Source organism: Castellaniella sp. MT123, assembly GCF_039614765.1.
In the GTDB taxonomy this organism is placed as follows: Bacteria; Pseudomonadota; Gammaproteobacteria; order Burkholderiales; family Burkholderiaceae_B; genus Castellaniella.
The window spans coordinates 2,172,529-2,189,681 of sequence record NZ_CP154879.1 but is presented as its reverse complement, the minus strand read 5'-3'; the positions used below and the strand labels follow the sequence as shown (position 1 = coordinate 2,189,681).

Genomic DNA, 17,153 nt, shown 5'->3' with positions numbered 1-17,153 from the left:
CCGCGATCAGGAGCGGTAGCCGTCCGGGTTGGCCGATTGCCAGCGCCAGGTATCGGCCATCATCTGCGCCAATCCGCGCTGTGCGCGCCAGCCCAGTTCGCTTGCCGCCTTGCCTGGATCGGACCAGCAGGCGGCGATGTCGCCCGGCCGCCGCGGTGCGATTGTGTAGGGAACCGGGTGGCCGCAAGCGATCTCGAAGGCCCGGATCATATCCAGGACCGAATAGCCGGTGCCGGTCCCCAGGTTCCAGGTGTGGATGCCGGCATGTTGCCGCAGATAGTCCAGGGCGGCCAGATGCCCCAGGGCCAGGTCCACCACGTGGATGTAGTCCCGCACGCCCGTGCCGTCCGGTGTGGGGTAGTCGTTGCCGAAGACCGAGACGCGTTCGAGCCGGCCCACGGCGACCTGGCTGATGTAGGGGAGTAGATTGTTGGGGATGCCGTGCGGGTCCTCGCCGATGCGGCCGCTGGCGTGGGCGCCAACCGGATTGAAGTAGCGCAGCAGCGCGATGGACCAGCGCGGATCGGTGGCTGCCAGGTCCCGCAGGATCTCCTCGACCATGAGCTTGGATCGGCCGTAAGGGTTGGTCGGTTGTCCCGTAGGGCAATCCTCGCCGATCGGCATGCGATCCGGGTTGCCGTAAACCGTGGCGGAGGAACTGAAGACCAGGCGGTGGACGCCGGCGGCCCTCATGGCTTCGCACAGGGCGATCGCGCCGGCGACGTTGTTGTCGTAGTAGCGTAGCGGCTCACGGACGCTTTCGCCCACTGCCTTCAGGCCGGCGAAATGGACGACGCCCGTGATGTCATGATCGGCAAACAGCCGGTCGAGCAAGGCTCGGTCGCGGACGTCTCCTTCGATGAGTCCCGGCTCCCGCCCTGTCAGCGCGGCGACCCGGGACAGCGACTCGCGGGAACTGTTGCTCAGGTTGTCCAGCACCAGCACGTCCTGGCCGGCCGCCAGCAGTTCCAGCACCGTATGCGAGCCGATGTAGCCCGCCCCGCCCGTGATCAATAAGGCCATGATGAAACGCCGGTCCGTTCAAAAACCGTCATGCTAACAGCTGGCGAGGCATCCGGTGGATCCGTCGGGGGAAGGGACGTGCCGTGCAGGGCGTGTATTCAGCCCTTCGGTGTATACGCGCTGCACCAGCCTTTGTCGGAGACATCCTGGCCGCTGAAGATCGGACAGGGCCCCCAGGCATCGCCCGGTTTTCCCTGATACAGCTGGCAGTTGGCGCAGTGTTCACCCGGTTTGAATTTGGGCTGGGTAGCCTTGTCGACCAGGGTGGCGTCGTGCTTGTATCCCAGTTGTTTGGCCAGTGGGCTGTTTTCATCGACGCGTTCGGCAGCCGTCGCGTGGCGCGACAGGGTCAGGCCGGATACCAGACCGGCGCTGGAGATCAGGAACGTACGGCGAGAGGTTTTCATGAGGAACTCCCAAGATTGGATTCCCCACGAGCCAGTGGTCTTTTCCGGTCCATTATTCGCCTGACCCGCCGGTGTGGCAAGTCACCGGGCCCACCCACCCTCGACGCCTGCCGGATTGCGGTGGGTTCGCCCGTGTTCAGTGCGGGTCGGATGTCAGCGGGCAGTCAGTCGATATACGTTGGTATTCATGCGCGTGATGCCGCGTTCCGCGAATTTCGGCTCGGTAGCCAGTACGTCGCGGGTTTCCAGGCATTCGATTTGCCAGCGCGATCCGTAACGCGCCTGCACTTCCGTGTCGGGCACTGAAAACGGCGGGCCATCCATTTCGGCTTGGGGATAGTCCAGCGTCAGCAGCAAGGCCCGACAGCCGGCGGGCAATTGTCCATAGACATGGTCCACGTAGCGCGCCCGCAGCTCGGGTGTCAGGGCGATCAGGGCGGCGCGGTCATAGCAGGCTTGGCAGTCCGACAGCGTGGCCGCATCCAGTCCGAAGATGTCGCCGCACAGATAATCGATGCGCCCAGCGTGGTACAGCCGTCCGTGCGGCGTGTCCCGGACGGTGGGGGTCAGGTCGTGTTCGGCGAAGAACTGCTCGACCGCCAGCGAGGAGATCTCGACCGCCAGCACGGCATGGCCCTGGCCGGCCAGCCAGGCCACGTCCAGGGATTTGCCCGCCAGAGGCACCAGCACACGGGCCCGCGCGGGAAGGTCCAGTCCGGGCCAGTGCTTTTGCAGCAGGGGCATCACCCGGCTCTGATGAAAGCCGGTCTGTCCTTGTACCCACCGCTGCAGCCAGAAATCCGTGTCCATTGGTTTCACTCCATCCGAGAATCTTGGAGTTTCAGTGTAGCGGGTCGGGTGGGTGGCGTGGTATGCCGTTACAGGACTCAGCATTGGGAAACTTGAAACACCCCGGACCGGCCGCCATCATGAAACTTCATTCATGAAAGCCAGGAGTCAGAGATGAATCAATCGATGAAAGCGTTCATGGCCGCTTCTGTCATCGCCCTGGGGCTGGCGGGGCCGATCAACCCCACGCGCGTAGCCAGGGCTCAGGCAGCCTCCGAAACCATCGATGCGCCGACCGAGGAACAGCTGCAGCGGTACGCGACTGCCGTGCGTCAGGTCAGCAACGTGGCGGCCGAATATCAGCCGCGTCTGGAGGCCGCGCAGGGGGACCAGGCCAAGCAGGCCGTGCGTGTCGAGGCCGATCAGCAAATGGTGGATCGGGTCGAGGCGGGCGGGATGAGCGTAGCCGAATACAACGGAATCAGCCATGCGGTGCGCAAGAACCCGGAACTGCGCAAGAAAGTCGAGCGCATGGTGGCGCAGTAGGCGATTCCGGGCGGTGCAAGGCCGCCCGGGTTTTCTCAGGTTTTTTCAGACCAGAGCACTCCACCGGTAGCCCAGTGATCCTTGCGGATCTCGGTCAAGATGATGTCGACCGCGCCAGGCTGGCAACCCAGGACTTCGCAGGTGCGTTCGGTCAGGGCCTGAACCAGTTCGCGTTTCTTCTCGGCAGGGCGGCCTTCGAGCAGTTCGATGTGCAGGGTGGGCATGACGTGGCTCCTGGTGATCGTGGAAAGATCAGGAGCCTAGCACACGCGCCCGAAGACCTGCGTGGAGCAGCCGTTGTGGATAAGCCGTGCTCCCTGTTCCCATCATCCCGTCTCCTTCTGAAAGAGGTGGTTAGTCCTTGATATGTTGTAAATATATTTAAAGGATATTAGACTGGTCGCTGAATCCTGGTGTGGCTGATGTGCCCGCTATCGCCCCGTCTTGCGGGCATCCTTTTGTCGTTAGGAAAGCATATGAATATTCAAGGCGTTCTGGTTCCCATCGTCACTCCTTTCACGGCGGACGATCGCGTGAATGCCGACGCGCTGCGCCAGCTGGTGGAGCGTTTCGTCGAGGCGGGCGTGGCCGGCATCGTCGCCTGCGGGACCACGGGGGAATACTATGCGCTCGATGATGAAGAGCGCGAACTGGTGCTGCGCACCGTGGTGGAGACGACCAAGGGCCGGGTGACCGCGATCGCCGGTATCAACGCGCTGTCCACGCCGGAGTCGATCCAGCACGCCCGGCGCGCCCAGGCACTGGGCTACGACGGGCTGATGCTGGCCACGCCGCCGTACAGTCTGCCTGAGCAGGCCGGCATTCTGGCGCACTTCCGCACGGTGGCAGCCGCCACGCCGCTGCCCATCATCCTGTACGACTTCCCGCAGCGTGTGGGCGTGCAGATTGCTGTGGAAACGGTCGTCGAACTGGCCAAGATCCCCAACATCGTGGGTATCAAGGAAAGCAGCGGCAATTTCAATCGGGCGCTGCACCTGATCCAGGCCCGCATCCCGGATTTCCAGATCATCAGTGGTTCGGACGACATGGCCGCCGACTTTCTGTTCTGGGGCGTGCGCTGCTGGATCAGCGGGGGCGCCAACGTGTTCCCGGGCGAGCAGGCCCGCATGGTCAAGGCAGCGGCCGATGGCCGTTGGGACGAAGTGCGCTCGCTGATGAACGGCATGTATCCGGTCATCCAGGCGATGGAATCCGGCGATTACAACCAGAAGGCGAAGCTGGGCTGCCGCCGTCATGGTGTCGAAGCCGGCACGGTGCGCTTGCCGCTGGCTCCGCTGTCCGACGAGGCCGCGCAGGAATTCCTCGCGATGCTCGACGCCTATCAGGCTTAAGGAGACTCCCATGCCGCACACTAAAGAACAGATTTTCGAACAGGCCCGGGCAGGTAGCCTGTGGGCCGGCAACCTGATTGCCGGGCAGGCGAAGCCCGGGGCCCGGATGGACAACACCACGCCGATCGACAACAGCGTGATCGGTGCCATCGAAGCCGGCACGGCTGCGGATGTGGACCGTGCGGTGAAGGCGGCACGGGCCACCTTCAAGTCCGGCGAGTGGTCGGCGTTGTCACCCGCCGAGCGCAAGCGTGTCATGTTGCGCTGGACAGACCTGATGACCGCGCATGCCGAAGAACTGGCGGCGCTGGACTGCATCGATGCCGGCAAGCCGATCACGGAATGTCTGAACACCGACATGCCGGCGACGCTGGATACCTTCCGCTGGTATGCCGAGGCGATCGACAAGTGCTTCGGCCGCATCGCCCCCACCGGGCCGGATGCGCTGGGCCTGATCGTGAGGGAACCGATCGGAGTCGTCGGGGCCGTGCTGCCCTGGAACTTCCCGGCGCAAATGTATGCCTGGAAAGTGGCGCCGGCCCTGGTCGCGGGAAATTCCGTCATCGTGAAGCCCGCCGAGCTGACCTCGCTGAGCGCCTATCGCATGACGCAGCTGGCGTACGAAGCCGGCGTGCCGGCGGGCGCCCTGCAGCTGGTCACCGGTCTGGGCGAGGAAACGGGCCAGGCCCTGGGCCGTCATATGGACGTGGACGTCGTGTCGTTCACCGGCTCGACCGAGGTCGGGCGTTATTTCCTGAAGTATTCCGCCGAAAGCAATCTGAAGGAGATCGTGCTGGAATGCGGTGGCAAGAGCCCGCAGGTCATTTTCGACGATGCCGATCTGGACCGTTTGGTCGATCACGTGCTGGCCGCGGCCTTCTGGAACATGGGCGAGAACTGCAGTTGTGGCTCGCGCCTGATCGTGCAGGCGGGCATCAAGGACGCGCTGCTGGAACGCTTGCGCGAGCGCCTGGCGACCTGGACTGTCGGCTTGCCGACGGATGAATCGGTGAAGATCGGCCCCATGGTCGAGCGCGCCCACTTCGAGAGGGTACGCGGCTTCCTGGACGGTGCGGCGGCCGATGGGGCCCGGCTGGTGCATGGCGGCCGGATCCATGCCGATCTGGGGAGTGGCTGGTACGTCGAACCGACGATCTTCGATCAGGTGTCGGCGGGCTCGCGGTTATTCCGGGAAGAGGTTTTCGGCCCCATCCTGGCGGTGACGCCCTTCGAGACGGAAGCCGAAGCCATCGAACTGGCCAACGACAGCGCGTATGGCCTGGCTGCGTCCCTGTACACTCGCGACGTCGGCCGTGCGCAGCGCGTAGCGCGCGCGATCCAGGCCGGCACGGTGTCGATCAACGGTTTTTCGGAGGGCGACATCACCACGCCGTTCGGTGGCTACAAGCAGTCCGGCTTCGGCGGCCGCGACAACGGCCTGGAAGCCCTGGATCAGTACCAGCAGATCAAGACCATCTGGTATGTGAACTGAATCGCTGTTTAATTTAAGAATGTCCTTCCGCCGCCGGGCCGTCCCAAGGCGGAAGGGCCCCCTTGGGGGGCAGCAAGCAGGCGCTAGCCTGCGCAGCGTGGGGGCACCCACTTCTTAGGCTTCGATCACGGTCCGCGTGAATTCCGTCAGATAGTCCATCAGCGCATCCGCCCCCGCGACCGCCTGTTCCGGGTTGTTGGCGTGGATGCCCTCGGCCTCCATCAGGTGGGATCGGGCGCCACGTTCCAGATCGCCTTCGTGCTGGTAGGCATACCAGAAGCGCCGGCACTGGATGATCATCGGGATGATCGCCTGGACCGCATAAGGGTTGCGGCAGGCCTCGTGGTTGATGCGGTCCAGTGCCTGATCGGCCTGCATGTATCCTGCCAGATCGCGACGCTTGGCCGCCGCCAGCATATCCTGCGCGTATTGCAGCAGTTTCGCCCGCTGGTCGGGCGTCGCCCGGCGCGCCGATGACGTGGCGATCAGGCGCTCCAGCACCCGGCGCGTGTCGATCAGGATCAGATGCTCGGCGATGCGGATCTCGCTGACCCGCAGGCCCCGGCGGGGTTGCTGCTCGATCAGGCCGCTGGCGACCAGCCGCATAAGCGCCTCGCGGATGGGAGTGCGCCCCAATCCGGTCATCTGGATCAGGTCACTTTCCACGATTGGCTGATTGGGCTCGAGCCGCAGCGTGGCGATCATCTGTTCGATCGCATCGTAGGCGGCCTCGGTCGCCCGGGTCTTGGTGGGGGTGGTTGCGATGGTCATGATCAGGCTGGGATTCCCCAGGCAAAGGGATCGTCGTCTTGCAGGATCAGCGTGGTTTCACCGCTGATGTGGGCGTTCCCTCGGATCGTGGGGATGACTGTGCCGTCGGGGCCGGTCTCGTAGCTGGCTTCGAAGCGGCTGCCAATGATGCTGGCCTGGCGCCAGATCTGGCCGGGCTGCAGCTTGCCGTCGGCGGCCAGGCAGGCGACCTTGGCGCTGGTCCCTGTTCCACAGGGTGAACGGTCGTAGGCTTTGCCCGGGCACAGCACGAAGCTGCGGCTGTCGGCCTCGGGATCCGCGCCGAACAGTTCGACGTGGTCGATCAGGGCGCCATCGCGCCCGCGAATCCCCTGGTCGTCCAGGGCCTGGCCGATGGCGGCGGCATGGTCTGTCAGTGCGGCGGTGCTGGCGCCTGGATGGACCCGATCCGGTGAGTTCACCAGGAAGAACCAGTTGCCACCCCAGGCAATATCGCCCGTTACCGGACCGATCCCTGGAACCTGGACCGTGACGGCTTTTTCCAGACGGTAGGAGGGCACGTTGCGCACGCTGACGCTGCCATCGGGGTGAAGCGTGGCATCGACCGGGCCGACGGGGGTTTCGATGCGGTGCACACCCGGCTGGATGCGTCCCAGGTAGGCCAGCGAGACGATCAGGCCGATGGTGCCGTGGCCGCACATCCCCAGGTAGCCCGCGTTGTTGAAGAAGATCACCCCCGCGCTGGCCTTCGGATCCTGCGGCGGGCACAGCAGCGCCCCCACGATCACATCATGGCCGCGCGGTTCGAGGATGACGGCTTTGCGCCAGTCGTCATGGTGTTCCGCGAGGTAGGCGCGGCGCTGAGCCATGTCGTCCGGCCCCGGGTCGGGGAAGCCGTCCAGCACCAGGCGCGTGGGTTCGCCCCCGGTATGGGAATCCAGAATCGAGATGCGTTTCATGAGCGGGAACCGAAAAAGGAAAAACGTTGGGCGCGATACGGATGCAAATCGATGGCCGGCTGCTGCCCGGTCACCAGATCACGGATCAGCCGGCCCGTGGCGGCGCTCTGGGTCAGGCCCAGATGGCCGTGGCCGAAGGCATACAGGACGGCCGGCTGGTGCGTCGCGCGGCCGATGATCGGCAGGGAATCTGGCAGGCTGGGCCGGAATCCCATCCATTGAGTGCCCCCGGAAGTGCGCAGATCCGGCAGAAAGGTTTTGGCCTTGTCCAGCATGACCTGGGCGCGGCGATAGTTCGGGGCGCGGTCCAGGCCGGCGAGTTCGACGGAGCCGCCCACGCGGATGCCGCAGGTCAGCGGGGACACCACAAAGCCGTGATCGCCGAAGGTGATCTGTTGACGCAGATCGAAGGCGTCCGGTGGCAGCGTCGTGTTGTAGCCGCGTTCGGTTTCCAGCGGGATCCGGTCCCCCAGATCGCGAGCCAGGAGATGGGATCGGGCGCCCGCGGCCAGCACCACCTGGCCCGCTTGCAGGTGGCTGCCGTCGTCCAGCGTCAGCCGTATCCCCGGCGCGTTAGGTGTCAGCGATCGGACCGAGCCGCGCAACAGCCGTACGCCTCGGGCGACGGCCTGCTGGCCGATTGCCTGACCCAGCGCGTAAGGATCCGCGACGTTTCGCCAGTCGGACACGAAGACGCCATGAGTAAAGCGGGGCGCCAGGCCGGGCTGCAGGGCGGCCAGTTCCGCCCCCTGCAGTAGCTGGCTTTCGATGCCATAACGCGCCCGCCAGCGGGCAGTTTCCTGCGAGGCCCGATAGCGGGCTTCCCCCTCGTAGAGTTCCAGGACGCCCCGGGAGTGCAGGTGGCCGGTCAGCCCGCTGCGATCCAGCATGGCCTGCATTTCGGTGCGCGCCAGCCCCATCAGGGCGACCTGGGCCTGGATATTCGCCTGATAACGGTCAGGCCAGCTGGATCGCCACAGATGCAGCAGCCAGGGCGCGATGCGCGGCAGATAGGCAGGCGGCAGACTGAGCGGCCCCAGGGGGTCGAACAGCCAGCGGACCGCTTTGCGGATGATCTTCGGCGATGCCAGCGGCAGGATTTCGGCAAAGGCCAGCGCACCGGCATTGCCTTTGCTGGCGCCGCCGGCCAAGTCTTGAGGTTCGATCAGGACCACGTCTCGACCAAGGTCGCTGAGAGCCAGGGCGCAATTGACGCCGATGATGCCGCCACCGACGATGGCGATGTCGCAAGAAGACGCTTGCATGAGATCCTTGATGCGTGGCACACCCCTGCGTTCAGGGCGGACGCTTGCGAATTTTCAGATGAATGCGCATCGCGCGGGCTGAAAATCCGGCAGCGAGCCTCGTGCGCTGACATCATGGTGGCACAGCTTGATTAAATATGCAATTGATATATTTACTGGTCAGGCGTCTGGGAAATGCAGGCGGCGGCCGGCTCTGATGCGTGGATACGGCGGTGGCCGTTGGCGCCTTAGTCTGTGCCCCAACGACGGGCCAAGACGGCGCGCTCGAGGGTGCCTACGTACTGCTGGATGGTGATTTCGCGGTTGGCTGGCAGTTTGAAGAAGCGGCAAGCCACCATCGCCAAGGGTTTGTCGCCCTCCTGGGCGAGTTGGGTGTGGCGCAGCAGGCGCAAGGTGACGTCCAGCGTGCCGGCGCCAGGCAGAGTCAGTGTGCAGGTGTCGAAGAAGGCGCCGATGCCGTGGTCCGCCAGCAGGTTTGTCCGGTCGATCAGCTGCAGGCCGCCGGCACTGATGTTGGCCAGCTTGAACGTCGCCTGCCCCGACGGCAGGGTCGCGTCCTTGATCAGGCAGGTGGCGGGATTGCTGGCCGGGATGTCCATGCGGAAGAATTCCCGCCGCTGCACGCGGCGCAGCTGGGCGGGCCAGGCCATGGAAAATGCCGGCCGGCCGTCATGCATGACAGGCTGCAAAGGGCCGTTGAATTCGATCATGACCCGGTCGAGCATGCCCTGCAGACGCACGGCGGGCGCACGCAACAACTGGGTGTTGAGGGTGTCCTCGGATGCATTGTCGATCGTGAGGGTGCCTTGTTTCACGTCCACGTCGAGCAGGGTGGAGATGATGGACACGGCATGGCCCGGGACATCCAGGCGCACCAGTGCGCGCTTGGTCAGCAGACCCTGCAGGATGTTCTGGATGTCGAGCCTTTGCGACACCGTGAAGGGATCGTCTTCCTCGAAGGCCATAGTCGATCAGGTCAAGGTTCAAGTTGCGCCAAGCTGCGATTCTAAACGATTCCGGCCCGTCGAAACGGGCCGGAATCGTGGGGGAGAACCTGGGTTTGTGCCTCAGTCGAGCGCCTTGAGCATGTCCTCCAGGACCTTTTTGGCGTCGCCAAAGACCATCATGGTCTTGTCCATGTAGAACAGTTCGTTGTCCAGGCCGGCATAGCCGGCCGCCATGGATCGCTTGTTGACGATCACGTTGCGGGCCTTGTAGGCCTCGAGGATGGGCATGCCGGCGATGGGCGACTTGGGGTCGTTTTTAGCCGCCGGGTTGACCACGTCGTTGGCGCCCAGCACCAGCACCACGTCAGTCTGGCCGAATTCGCCGTTGATGTCCTCCATTTCGAAGACCTGGTCGTAGGGGACTTCGGCCTCGGCCAGCAGCACGTTCATGTGTCCCGGCATGCGCCCGGCCACCGGATGGATGGCGTATTTGACCGTCACGCCCATGTCCGACAGTTTGCTGGCCAGTTCCTTCAGGGCGTGCTGAGCGCGCGCCACCGCCAGCCCGTAGCCCGGGACGATGGTGACCGTTTCGGCATTGCTCATGAGGAAGGCCGCATCGTCTGGGCTGCCGGATTTGACGCTGCGCTGTCCGGTCGCAGCCCCGCTGCCCGAGGACGCCTCGGCGCCAAAGCCGCCCAGAATGACGTTGAAGAACGAGCGGTTCATGGCCTTGCACATGATGTAGGACAGGATCGCGCCCGAGGATCCCACGAGCGAACCGGCGATGATCAGCATCGGGTTGTTCAAGGAGAAACCGATGCCCGCCGCTGCCCAGCCCGAGTAGCTGTTCAGCATCGAGATCACCACGGGCATGTCCGCCCCGCCGATCGGGATGATGATGAGCACGCCCAGGACGAAGGCGATGAGGGTCATCAGCACGAAGGGCAGCCATGACTGCGTGCCCATGAACCAGAACCCGCAGACAAGCATCACGATGGCCAGCGCCAGGTTCAGCAGGTGCTGGCTTGGGAAAACCACCGGCGCGCCCTGGAAGAGGCGGAACTTGTATTTGCCCGAGAGCTTGCCGAAGGCGATGACCGAACCGGAGAAGGTGATTGCGCCGACGAAGGTGCCGATGAAGAGTTCCAGACGGTTGCCCGTCGGGATGGGGGCGCCCGGCGCCGCGATGCCGAAGGCATGCGGTTCCGAGACGACGGCGGTTGCGATGGCGACGGCGGCCAGACCGATCATGCTGTGCATGAAGGCGATCAGTTCCGGCATCTTGGTCATCTCGACCTTGCGGGCGAGCAGGGTGCCGATGCTGCCGCCGATGAGCAGGCCCAGAATGATCCGGCCCAGTCCCAGGGCGGTTGCGCCATCGCGGGCCAGCCCGATGATGAGAGCCGCCGTGGTCAGGATGGCGATCACCATGCCGGCCATGCCGAAGGCATTGCCGCGCCGCGACGTGGTGGGGTGTGACAGGCCCTTGAGCGCCTGGATGAAGCAGACAGAGGCGATCAGGTAGAGCAGGGTGACGAGATTGGCCGAAATCATGCCTTGCCCCCTTTGCGTTCCTTTTTCTTGAACATTTCCAGCATGCGCTGGGTGACCAGAAAGCCGCCGAAGACGTTGACGGCGGCCAGTGCCACGGCCACCACGCCCATGATTTGCGCGAGCCCGCCGTCGGTCAGGCCCGTGGCCAGCATGGCCCCCACGATGACGATGGCGGAAATGGCGTTGGTGACCGCCATCAGCGGCGTATGCAGCGCTGGCGTGACGTTCCAGACCACGTGAAATCCCACGTAGACCGCCAGCACGAAGATGATGATGTTGATCAGGGTCGGGTTGACGGCTTCCATCAGGCGCTCCTCAGAACTTTGCCGTCCTGGCAAACCAGGCAGGCCTTGATGATGTCGTCGTCGGCCGGCAGCGCGAAGCGGCCTTCGGCGTCGATGACGAGCTTCAGGAAATCCAGCAGATTGCGGGCATACAGTGCGGAAGCGTCGGTGGCCAGCAGGGCGGGCAGGTTGGTCAGCCCCACCAGCGTCACGCCGTCATGGTCCACGACCTGGCCCGGCACCGACAGCGGGCAGTTGCCGCCGCGTTCGACCGCCAGGTCCACGATGACCGCCCCCGATTTCATGGCCGCCACTGTGTCCGGCTGGATCAGCACCGGCGCCGGGCGGCCCGGGATCAGGGCCGTGGTGATGACGATGTCGGCCTGTTTGCAGCGTTCGGCGACCAGGGCCGCCTGACGCGTCATCCAGGATGCGGGCATCGGTCGGGCGTATCCGCCCGTGCCTTCCGCGATCTCGCGTTCCTCATCGGTTTCGTAGGGGACGTCGATGAACTTCCCGCCCAGCGATTCGACCTGTTCGCGCGCGGCCGGGCGCACGTCCGAGGCTTCGACCACGGCGCCCAGACGGCGCGCCGTGGCGATGGCCTGCAGGCCCGCCACACCGGCGCCCAGCACGACCACACGGGCGGCCTTCAGGGTGCCGGCCGCCGTCATCATCATGGGAAAAATCCGGCCATAGTAGTGCGAGGCCAGCAGCACCGACTTGTAGCCGGCCAGATTGGCCTGGGACGAAAGCACGTCCAGGCTCTGGGCACGCGTGGTGCGGGGCGCGGCTTCCAGGGCGAAAGCCGTCAACCCGGCATCGGCCAGACTTTTCAGACCTTCGGCATCGAATGGATCCAGCATGCCTGCCAATACGGTGCCGGATTTCATCTGGGCGAGTTCGTCGGCGTCTGGACGGCGGACTTTCAGCACCAGTTCGCTGCCCAGGGCATTCGCCGCGTCGACCAGGGTGGCGCCCGCCTGTTCGTAGTCGCTGTCGCGATACCGGGCCGCGGTGCCGGCCGAGCGCTCGACCCGGACCTGGTGTCCGGCCTGGACCAGCTTCCTGACCGTTTCCGGCGTGGCGGCCACCCGGGTTTCACCGGGCAGAGTTTCACGGGGGATGCCTATCTGCATGGCGGCCTCCCGCAGTCGGGGTGCAACGAGGTCATGTCTGCTCCTGTAAGATTTTTTTGTGACCGGTCGGTTAGTGGCTAGCGTCCAGCGCCTGGCGCAGATCGTCCAGGATATCGTCGATGTGTTCGATCCCGATGGACAGCCGGATCATGTCCTCGCCGACTCCGGCGCGCGCGAGTTCTTCAGGGCTCAGCTGCCGGTGTGTGGTCGAAGCCGGGTGGCAGGCCAGCGATTTCGCGTCGCCGATGTTGACCAGACGCAGGATCAGCTGCAGCGCGTCGATGAAGCGTGCCCCGGCCGCGAGCCCGCCCTTGATGCCGAAGGACAGGATGCTGGCGGGCAGGCCGCCCATGTATTTCTTTGCCAGGGCATGTTCGGGGTGATCGGGCAACCCGGCGTATTTGACCCAGGCCACCTGCGGGTGGGACTGCAGGAACCGCGCCACCGCCATGGCGTTGGCCGTGTGGCGTTCCATGCGCAGAGGCAGGGTTTCGATGCCTTGCAGGATCAGGAAGGAATTGAAGGGTGAAATCGCACCGCCGGTATTGCGCAGCGGGACGACCCGGCAGCGGCCGATGAAGGCAGCGGGCCCGAAGGCATCGGTGTAGACCACGCCGTGGTAGGACGGATCCGGCTCGTTGAGCATCGGGAAGCGGTCCTTGTGCTTGGCCCAGGGAAAGGAACCGGCATCCACCACGGCGCCCGCGATGCTGGTGCCGTGGCCCCCCATGTACTTGGTCAGGGCATGCACGACGATGTCGGCCCCCCATTCGATCGGGCGGCAGAGCGCCGGCGAGGCGACCGTGTTATCCACGATCAGTGGCACGCCATGGCGGTGCGCCGCCTCGGCCATGGCCTGAATGTCGATGATGTTGCCCGCCGGGTTGCCGATGGACTCGCAGAAGACCGCCCGCGTACGATCGTCGATGAGCGCTTCCAGCGCATCGATGTCGTCGTGGGGGGCGAAACGGACTTCCAGCCCTTGGCGCGGGAAAGTATGAGCGAACAGATTGTAGGTGCCGCCGTAGAGCTTGGCGGTCGAGACGATGTTGTCGCCCGCCTGGGCCAGCGTCTGGATCGCGTAGGTGATGGCCGTCATGCCGGACGCCACAGCCAGGGCGGCCACACCACCTTCCAGGGCCGCCACGCGTTCTTCCAGGACCGCCGTGGTCGGGTTCATGATGCGGGTGTAGATGTTGCCGGGGACCTTCAGATCGAACAGGTCGGCGCCGTGCTGGGTGTCGTCGAAAGCATAGGATGTCGTCTGATAGATGGGCACGGCGACCGCCTTTGTGGTGGGGTCGGGCGCATAGCCCGCGTGGACGGCCAGGGTTTCGAATCTGCGGCTCATGGTGTCTCCTGCGTGGGATGTGGGGTGTCGGCGATCATCGGACATGGTACTGGTGATCGGTGCGGAAACGCAGCCGCCCACTTCCTATTTCAATAGACTAAAAAGTTATATAAAGTTTCATATATGACAGTGTGCCGGACTTTGAGGCAAAAACGTCCACCGCGCGGACTGGTTAGGGTTATCTCGGATGCGGGCATGGGTTAGCATTTCGGTTTACACATCCGCGCGCGTCGCGGTTCGCATCGTTTACATGCGGGATCGATCATGAATGTCTGGTTGAAGCGGGGGCTGTTCGGCCTGGTCGTGGCCTTGCTGGCGGCCATCGTCGGTCTGGCTATTTTCCTGCTGACCTTCAATCCGAATGCCTATAAGTCCCGGCTCGAACAATTCGTGTTCGACCGGTATGCGCGTACGCTGACTATCGACGGCGATATCGAGCTGTCCCTGTTTCCCCGGATCGGCCTGTCGGTTAGCGACGTGTCCCTGTCCAACCGCAAATCCAAGGAAACCTTCATCTCGGTGGACAGCGCCCGGTTCGCGGTGGCGATCTGGCCGCTGCTGTCAAACCAGCTGGTCGTCGATCATGTGGCGATTTCCGGCCTGAAGGCCTGGGTGGTACGCGACAAGCAGGGGCGTTTCAATTTCAGCGATCTGCTGGAATCCGGCCAGTCGGACGCCTTGCGTGAGCATCCGACCGTGGCTGCGATGGCTGCCGCTGCAGGAGTGGCGCCTCCCGAATCGGGGCCGGTGATGGAAGCGCGCTCCGACCTCAACATCGACATCGCGGGCCTGGACATGAAAGGCGGGCAGATCCATTACGTGGATCAGTATGACGGCCTGTCGACCACCCTGTCGGGCATCGACGCCAGCACAGGGCGGGTCACCTACGATCAGCCCTTCGACGTGTCCCTGAAATCGCGGGTCACGGGCAGCGACCCCGTGCAGGACGCTCAGCTTCAGGCGCAGGCGCTCTTGCGCCTGGATCCGGGAACCCGCAGTTATTCGGCGCAGAAAATCAATGTGCAGGTGGTGGGCCGCCTGGGCAATCTCGATCAGACGACGGCTGTCCTGAAGGGCAGCCTGGCTTACAAGGGTAACGAACACCAGTTCTCCGCCAGCAATCTGGAACTGGCCATCAATGGCAATATCGTTGGCGCTCATCCGATCCAGGGGCTGAAGACCAGCCTCACGGCTGGCCAGCTGCGGCTCGATCAGCGCAACATGGAACTCAAGATCGCGAAGCTGGCCTTGCGCGCCTCGGGTCAGGACGATGGGCGGCAGCTGGAACTCGCCCTGGATGCGCCGGCCATCTCGGTGTCACCCACGGCGGCTCAGGCTGATCCGGTGGCGGCTACCCTGAAATCGACCGGGGGCGACACCCTGGCTGTTTCCCTGGGGCTGGAGGGCCTAAGCGGCAATGCCAACGAATGGCAGTTCCGTTCCGTCAAGCTGGATGGCGCCCTGACTCAGGGCCAGCGTCTGCTGGGCCTGAAACTGGCCTCGCCGCTCAGCTGGAACACGACGCTTCGCAATGGCGCGCTCACCGCCCTCAAGGGCGACGTCAGTGTGCGCGATCCGTCCCAGTCGCAGGCGACCGACGAATTTCCGATGATCGGCAGCGTGCATCTGGATCTGGTGAAGGATACGCTGGACGCGGATCTGAACGCGGTTGTCGATGGGGGGCAGGCCTCTCTCAAGACCCGCCTCACACGCCTGGCCGATCCCAAAGTCCAGTTTTCCCTCAGTGCGGAAAAACTGGATCTGAATCGCTGGCTGCCCGTGCCGGTGTCCGCGAAACCCGCGCCCCCCAAGGATGCTCCCACCAAGGACTCCACCTCCGGAACCGCCGCGGCGAAGCCGCCTGTGGCAGAACCCCAGCCCCCGGCAGGCGCGACGCCGATCGATCTGTCCATCCTCAAGGGGCGGGACGTCGAGGGCGAGGTCAAGATCGCCGATCTGCGGGTGCGAAATCTGCAGCTGACCCGGGTGGCAACGCCAGTCCGGCTCCAGGGGGGGATCCTGACCTTGCCGAAACTGACGGCCGGCCTCTATGAAGGCACGGTGGATGGCAATTTTCGCGTGGCGGCTGACCAGACGGTCGGCCTGAAGCTGAATCTGGACAAGGTCCTGGTGGCACCGCTGGTGCAGGCCACGATGGGCCGCAATCTGCTGTCCGGGCGCGGCGCCGCGCAGATCGACGTCAAGACCCACGGTGATACCCCGGATGCGTTGCTGCGCGCACTGTCCGGCAATGTGGCATGGCAGGTGCGGGATGGCGCCGTGCATGGGGTGGATGCCTCGCGGACGCTGTCCGATGCGGCCACATCCCTGGGCAATGTTCTCAAAGGGCGGCTGGGCGCGGTGGCGTCACCGTTCGACAAGCAGCGCAGCACGCCGTTCAGCACGCTCGATGGTCGCATCGACCTGAAGGACGGCCAGGGCACGGTTTCGAAGCTGCTGATGGTGTCCAGCCTGGTCCGTGTGACGGCCGGCAAGCCGGTGCTCATCGACGTGCCGGGGCAGCGCCTGGACCTGCAACTGCTGGCCCAGGTGGCCGCCCACCCGCCCAAGGAACTGGCGGCGGCGTTGGGGCCCCTGCTGGGTGTAACCATTCCCGTGCGGATCACGGGGACGTGGTCGCATCCCGATTATGCCGTGCAGTGGGATGCGATCCGCAATCAGACGATCCAGCAGGCCGTGAAATCGGGCTTGATGGACCTGATGAAGGGGCGCGACCTGCTCGATCAGGTTCTGCCCACTCCCGAACCGGAAACTCATACGCCGGCGCCCGAACCCAAGTCGCCGTCCGACGCGGTCGGGCGGATCGGCAATGCCCTGAAAGGGCTGCTGGGCCAATGATCACCCTGTCACAGGAGCACTTCATGATACCATACGATGCGCAGCCGATCGCGGGTAGCAAGGGCCTGCCGGACGCCGATGCCCAGGCATACGATCGCCGCTGGCTGGTCGTGGACGGCCAGAGTCACTGGCTCAATCGCGACCAGGCCCCCCGGCTGGGCGAGCTGGATCTCAGTCTGCGTTTCGGCTATCTGGTCGTCCGGGCCCCCGGCATGCTGCGCCTGGACATCCCGCTGGATGTCATCGAGGATGATGACAGCGTGGAACGCACGGTGCGGGTGGGCGGGCAGGCGGTGCGCGCCGTGGACGAGGGTGACCTGGCGGCAGCCTGGTTCGCGGAATGGCTGGGTGTGCCCTGCCGCCTGATGAAGGTCCACCCTGATATGGCGGACATTGCGTGGCCGCTGTGATGGCCGGCTGATGCCGGCCCGGC

The 17,153-nt window shown here is 64.7% G+C and carries 17 protein-coding genes; 5 read left to right on the top strand and 12 right to left on the bottom strand.

The annotated features are described in order from the left end of the window. Positions 1-6 precede the first annotated feature (6 nt). The 3 genes from galE to ABCV34_RS10225 form a co-directional block, all read right to left on the bottom strand. Entirely contained in the window at positions 7-1,023 is a 1,017-nt protein-coding gene (gene galE / locus ABCV34_RS10235; protein ID WP_345796122.1) for a UDP-glucose 4-epimerase GalE, read from the bottom strand. 98 nt (positions 1,024-1,121) lie between these two features. After that, on the bottom strand, positions 1,122-1,430 hold the full coding sequence (locus tag ABCV34_RS10230) for a high-potential iron-sulfur protein (protein WP_345796121.1): 309 nt from the start codon (positions 1,428-1,430) through the stop codon (positions 1,122-1,124). A gap of 153 nt (positions 1,431-1,583) precedes the next feature. Further along, a complete protein-coding gene (locus ABCV34_RS10225; protein WP_345796120.1) occupies positions 1,584-2,240 on the bottom strand; it encodes a thiopurine S-methyltransferase in 657 nt (218 codons plus the stop codon). A gap of 177 nt (positions 2,241-2,417) precedes the next feature. On the opposite strand from ABCV34_RS10225, the gene ABCV34_RS10220 reads away from it, so the two are divergent. Then, a complete protein-coding gene (locus ABCV34_RS10220) occupies positions 2,418-2,765 on the top strand; it encodes a DUF4168 domain-containing protein (protein ID WP_345796119.1) in 348 nt (115 codons plus the stop codon). A gap of 35 nt (positions 2,766-2,800) precedes the next feature. Here ABCV34_RS10220 and ABCV34_RS10215 read toward each other — a convergent pair whose 3' ends face one another. Beyond that, entirely contained in the window at positions 2,801-2,989 is a 189-nt protein-coding gene (locus ABCV34_RS10215; RefSeq protein ID WP_345796118.1) for a 4-oxalocrotonate tautomerase, read from the bottom strand. Positions 2,990-3,241: 252 nt separating this feature from the next. Here ABCV34_RS10215 and dapA point away from each other — a divergent pair, with 252 nt between their 5' ends. Together dapA and ABCV34_RS10205 are read left to right on the top strand one after the other, a co-directional pair. Beyond that, complete coding sequence (gene dapA / locus ABCV34_RS10210; protein WP_345796117.1) at positions 3,242-4,117, top strand: 4-hydroxy-tetrahydrodipicolinate synthase; 876 nt, start codon at positions 3,242-3,244, stop codon at positions 4,115-4,117. 10 nt (positions 4,118-4,127) lie between these two features. Beyond that, entirely contained in the window at positions 4,128-5,609 is a 1,482-nt protein-coding gene (locus tag ABCV34_RS10205; RefSeq protein ID WP_345796116.1) for an aldehyde dehydrogenase, read from the top strand. A 114-nt stretch (positions 5,610-5,723) separates the two neighbouring features. Here the strand turns inward: ABCV34_RS10205 and ABCV34_RS10200 are convergent, their stop codons facing one another. The 8 genes from ABCV34_RS10200 to ABCV34_RS10165 all read right to left on the bottom strand — a co-directional run bounded on the left by ABCV34_RS10200 (position 5,724) and on the right by ABCV34_RS10165 (position 13,861). After that, positions 5,724-6,380, bottom strand: a complete 657-nt coding sequence (locus tag ABCV34_RS10200) for a GntR family transcriptional regulator (protein WP_345796115.1) — start codon at positions 6,378-6,380, stop codon at positions 5,724-5,726. A gap of 2 nt (positions 6,381-6,382) precedes the next feature. Beyond that, on the bottom strand, positions 6,383-7,318 hold the full coding sequence (locus tag ABCV34_RS10195) for a 4-hydroxyproline epimerase (protein ID WP_345796114.1): 936 nt from the start codon (positions 7,316-7,318) through the stop codon (positions 6,383-6,385). Continuing rightward, positions 7,315-8,583, bottom strand: a complete 1,269-nt coding sequence (locus ABCV34_RS10190; protein ID WP_345796113.1) for an FAD-dependent oxidoreductase — start codon at positions 8,581-8,583, stop codon at positions 7,315-7,317. Before ABCV34_RS10190 ends, ABCV34_RS10195 begins: the two co-directional genes overlap by 4 nt. Before the next feature lie 227 nt (positions 8,584-8,810). Beyond that, complete coding sequence (locus ABCV34_RS10185; protein ID WP_345796112.1) at positions 8,811-9,548, bottom strand: flagellar brake protein; 738 nt, start codon at positions 9,546-9,548, stop codon at positions 8,811-8,813. A gap of 102 nt (positions 9,549-9,650) precedes the next feature. Then, entirely contained in the window at positions 9,651-11,087 is a 1,437-nt protein-coding gene (locus ABCV34_RS10180; RefSeq protein ID WP_345796111.1) for an NAD(P)(+) transhydrogenase (Re/Si-specific) subunit beta, read from the bottom strand. Continuing rightward, entirely contained in the window at positions 11,084-11,392 is a 309-nt protein-coding gene (locus ABCV34_RS10175; RefSeq protein ID WP_345796110.1) for an NAD(P) transhydrogenase subunit alpha, read from the bottom strand. The genes ABCV34_RS10180 and ABCV34_RS10175 overlap by 4 nt, the downstream gene beginning before the upstream one ends. Further along, entirely contained in the window at positions 11,392-12,510 is a 1,119-nt protein-coding gene (locus ABCV34_RS10170; RefSeq protein WP_345796109.1) for a Re/Si-specific NAD(P)(+) transhydrogenase subunit alpha, read from the bottom strand. The genes ABCV34_RS10175 and ABCV34_RS10170 overlap by 1 nt, the downstream gene beginning before the upstream one ends. Positions 12,511-12,580: 70 nt before the next feature. Next, on the bottom strand, positions 12,581-13,861 hold the full coding sequence (locus tag ABCV34_RS10165; RefSeq protein WP_345796108.1) for a bifunctional O-acetylhomoserine aminocarboxypropyltransferase/cysteine synthase: 1,281 nt from the start codon (positions 13,859-13,861) through the stop codon (positions 12,581-12,583). 264 nt (positions 13,862-14,125) lie between these two features. Here ABCV34_RS10165 and ABCV34_RS10160 point away from each other — a divergent pair, with 264 nt between their 5' ends. Further along, positions 14,126-16,720 carry an AsmA family protein gene (locus ABCV34_RS10160; RefSeq protein ID WP_345796107.1) on the top strand — a complete coding sequence of 865 codons (2,595 nt, stop codon included), beginning with the start codon at positions 14,126-14,128 and terminating at the stop codon, positions 16,718-16,720. Between the two features lie 23 nt (positions 16,721-16,743). After that, on the top strand, positions 16,744-17,130 hold the full coding sequence (locus tag ABCV34_RS10155; protein WP_345796106.1) for an MOSC N-terminal beta barrel domain-containing protein: 387 nt from the start codon (positions 16,744-16,746) through the stop codon (positions 17,128-17,130). Positions 17,131-17,153: the final 23 nt, after the last annotated feature.

Excerpts from the sequence above, each read along its gene's own strand:
- galE (WP_345796122.1), bottom strand. The coding sequence starts at position 1,023 with ATGGCCTTATTGATCACGGGCGGGGCGGGCTACATCGGCTCGCATACG.
- ABCV34_RS10230 (WP_345796121.1), bottom strand. The coding sequence starts at position 1,430 with ATGAAAACCTCTCGCCGTACGTTCCTGATCTCCAGCGCCGGTCTGGTA.
- ABCV34_RS10225 (WP_345796120.1), bottom strand. The coding sequence starts at position 2,240 with ATGGACACGGATTTCTGGCTGCAGCGGTGGGTACAAGGACAGACCGGC.
- ABCV34_RS10220 (WP_345796119.1), top strand. The coding sequence starts at position 2,418 with ATGGCCGCTTCTGTCATCGCCCTGGGGCTGGCGGGGCCGATCAACCCC.
- ABCV34_RS10215 (WP_345796118.1), bottom strand. The coding sequence starts at position 2,989 with ATGCCCACCCTGCACATCGAACTGCTCGAAGGCCGCCCTGCCGAGAAG.
- dapA (WP_345796117.1), top strand. The coding sequence starts at position 3,242 with ATGAATATTCAAGGCGTTCTGGTTCCCATCGTCACTCCTTTCACGGCG.
- ABCV34_RS10205 (WP_345796116.1), top strand. The coding sequence starts at position 4,128 with ATGCCGCACACTAAAGAACAGATTTTCGAACAGGCCCGGGCAGGTAGC.
- ABCV34_RS10200 (WP_345796115.1), bottom strand. The coding sequence starts at position 6,380 with ATGACCATCGCAACCACCCCCACCAAGACCCGGGCGACCGAGGCCGCC.
- ABCV34_RS10195 (WP_345796114.1), bottom strand. The coding sequence starts at position 7,318 with ATGAAACGCATCTCGATTCTGGATTCCCATACCGGGGGCGAACCCACG.
- ABCV34_RS10190 (WP_345796113.1), bottom strand. The coding sequence starts at position 8,583 with ATGCAAGCGTCTTCTTGCGACATCGCCATCGTCGGTGGCGGCATCATC.
- ABCV34_RS10185 (WP_345796112.1), bottom strand. The coding sequence starts at position 9,548 with ATGGCCTTCGAGGAAGACGATCCCTTCACGGTGTCGCAAAGGCTCGAC.
- ABCV34_RS10180 (WP_345796111.1), bottom strand. The coding sequence starts at position 11,087 with ATGATTTCGGCCAATCTCGTCACCCTGCTCTACCTGATCGCCTCTGTC.
- ABCV34_RS10175 (WP_345796110.1), bottom strand. The coding sequence starts at position 11,392 with ATGGAAGCCGTCAACCCGACCCTGATCAACATCATCATCTTCGTGCTG.
- ABCV34_RS10170 (WP_345796109.1), bottom strand. The coding sequence starts at position 12,510 with ATGCAGATAGGCATCCCCCGTGAAACTCTGCCCGGTGAAACCCGGGTG.
- ABCV34_RS10165 (WP_345796108.1), bottom strand. The coding sequence starts at position 13,861 with ATGAGCCGCAGATTCGAAACCCTGGCCGTCCACGCGGGCTATGCGCCC.
- ABCV34_RS10160 (WP_345796107.1), top strand. The coding sequence starts at position 14,126 with ATGAATGTCTGGTTGAAGCGGGGGCTGTTCGGCCTGGTCGTGGCCTTG.
- ABCV34_RS10155 (WP_345796106.1), top strand. The coding sequence starts at position 16,744 with ATGATACCATACGATGCGCAGCCGATCGCGGGTAGCAAGGGCCTGCCG.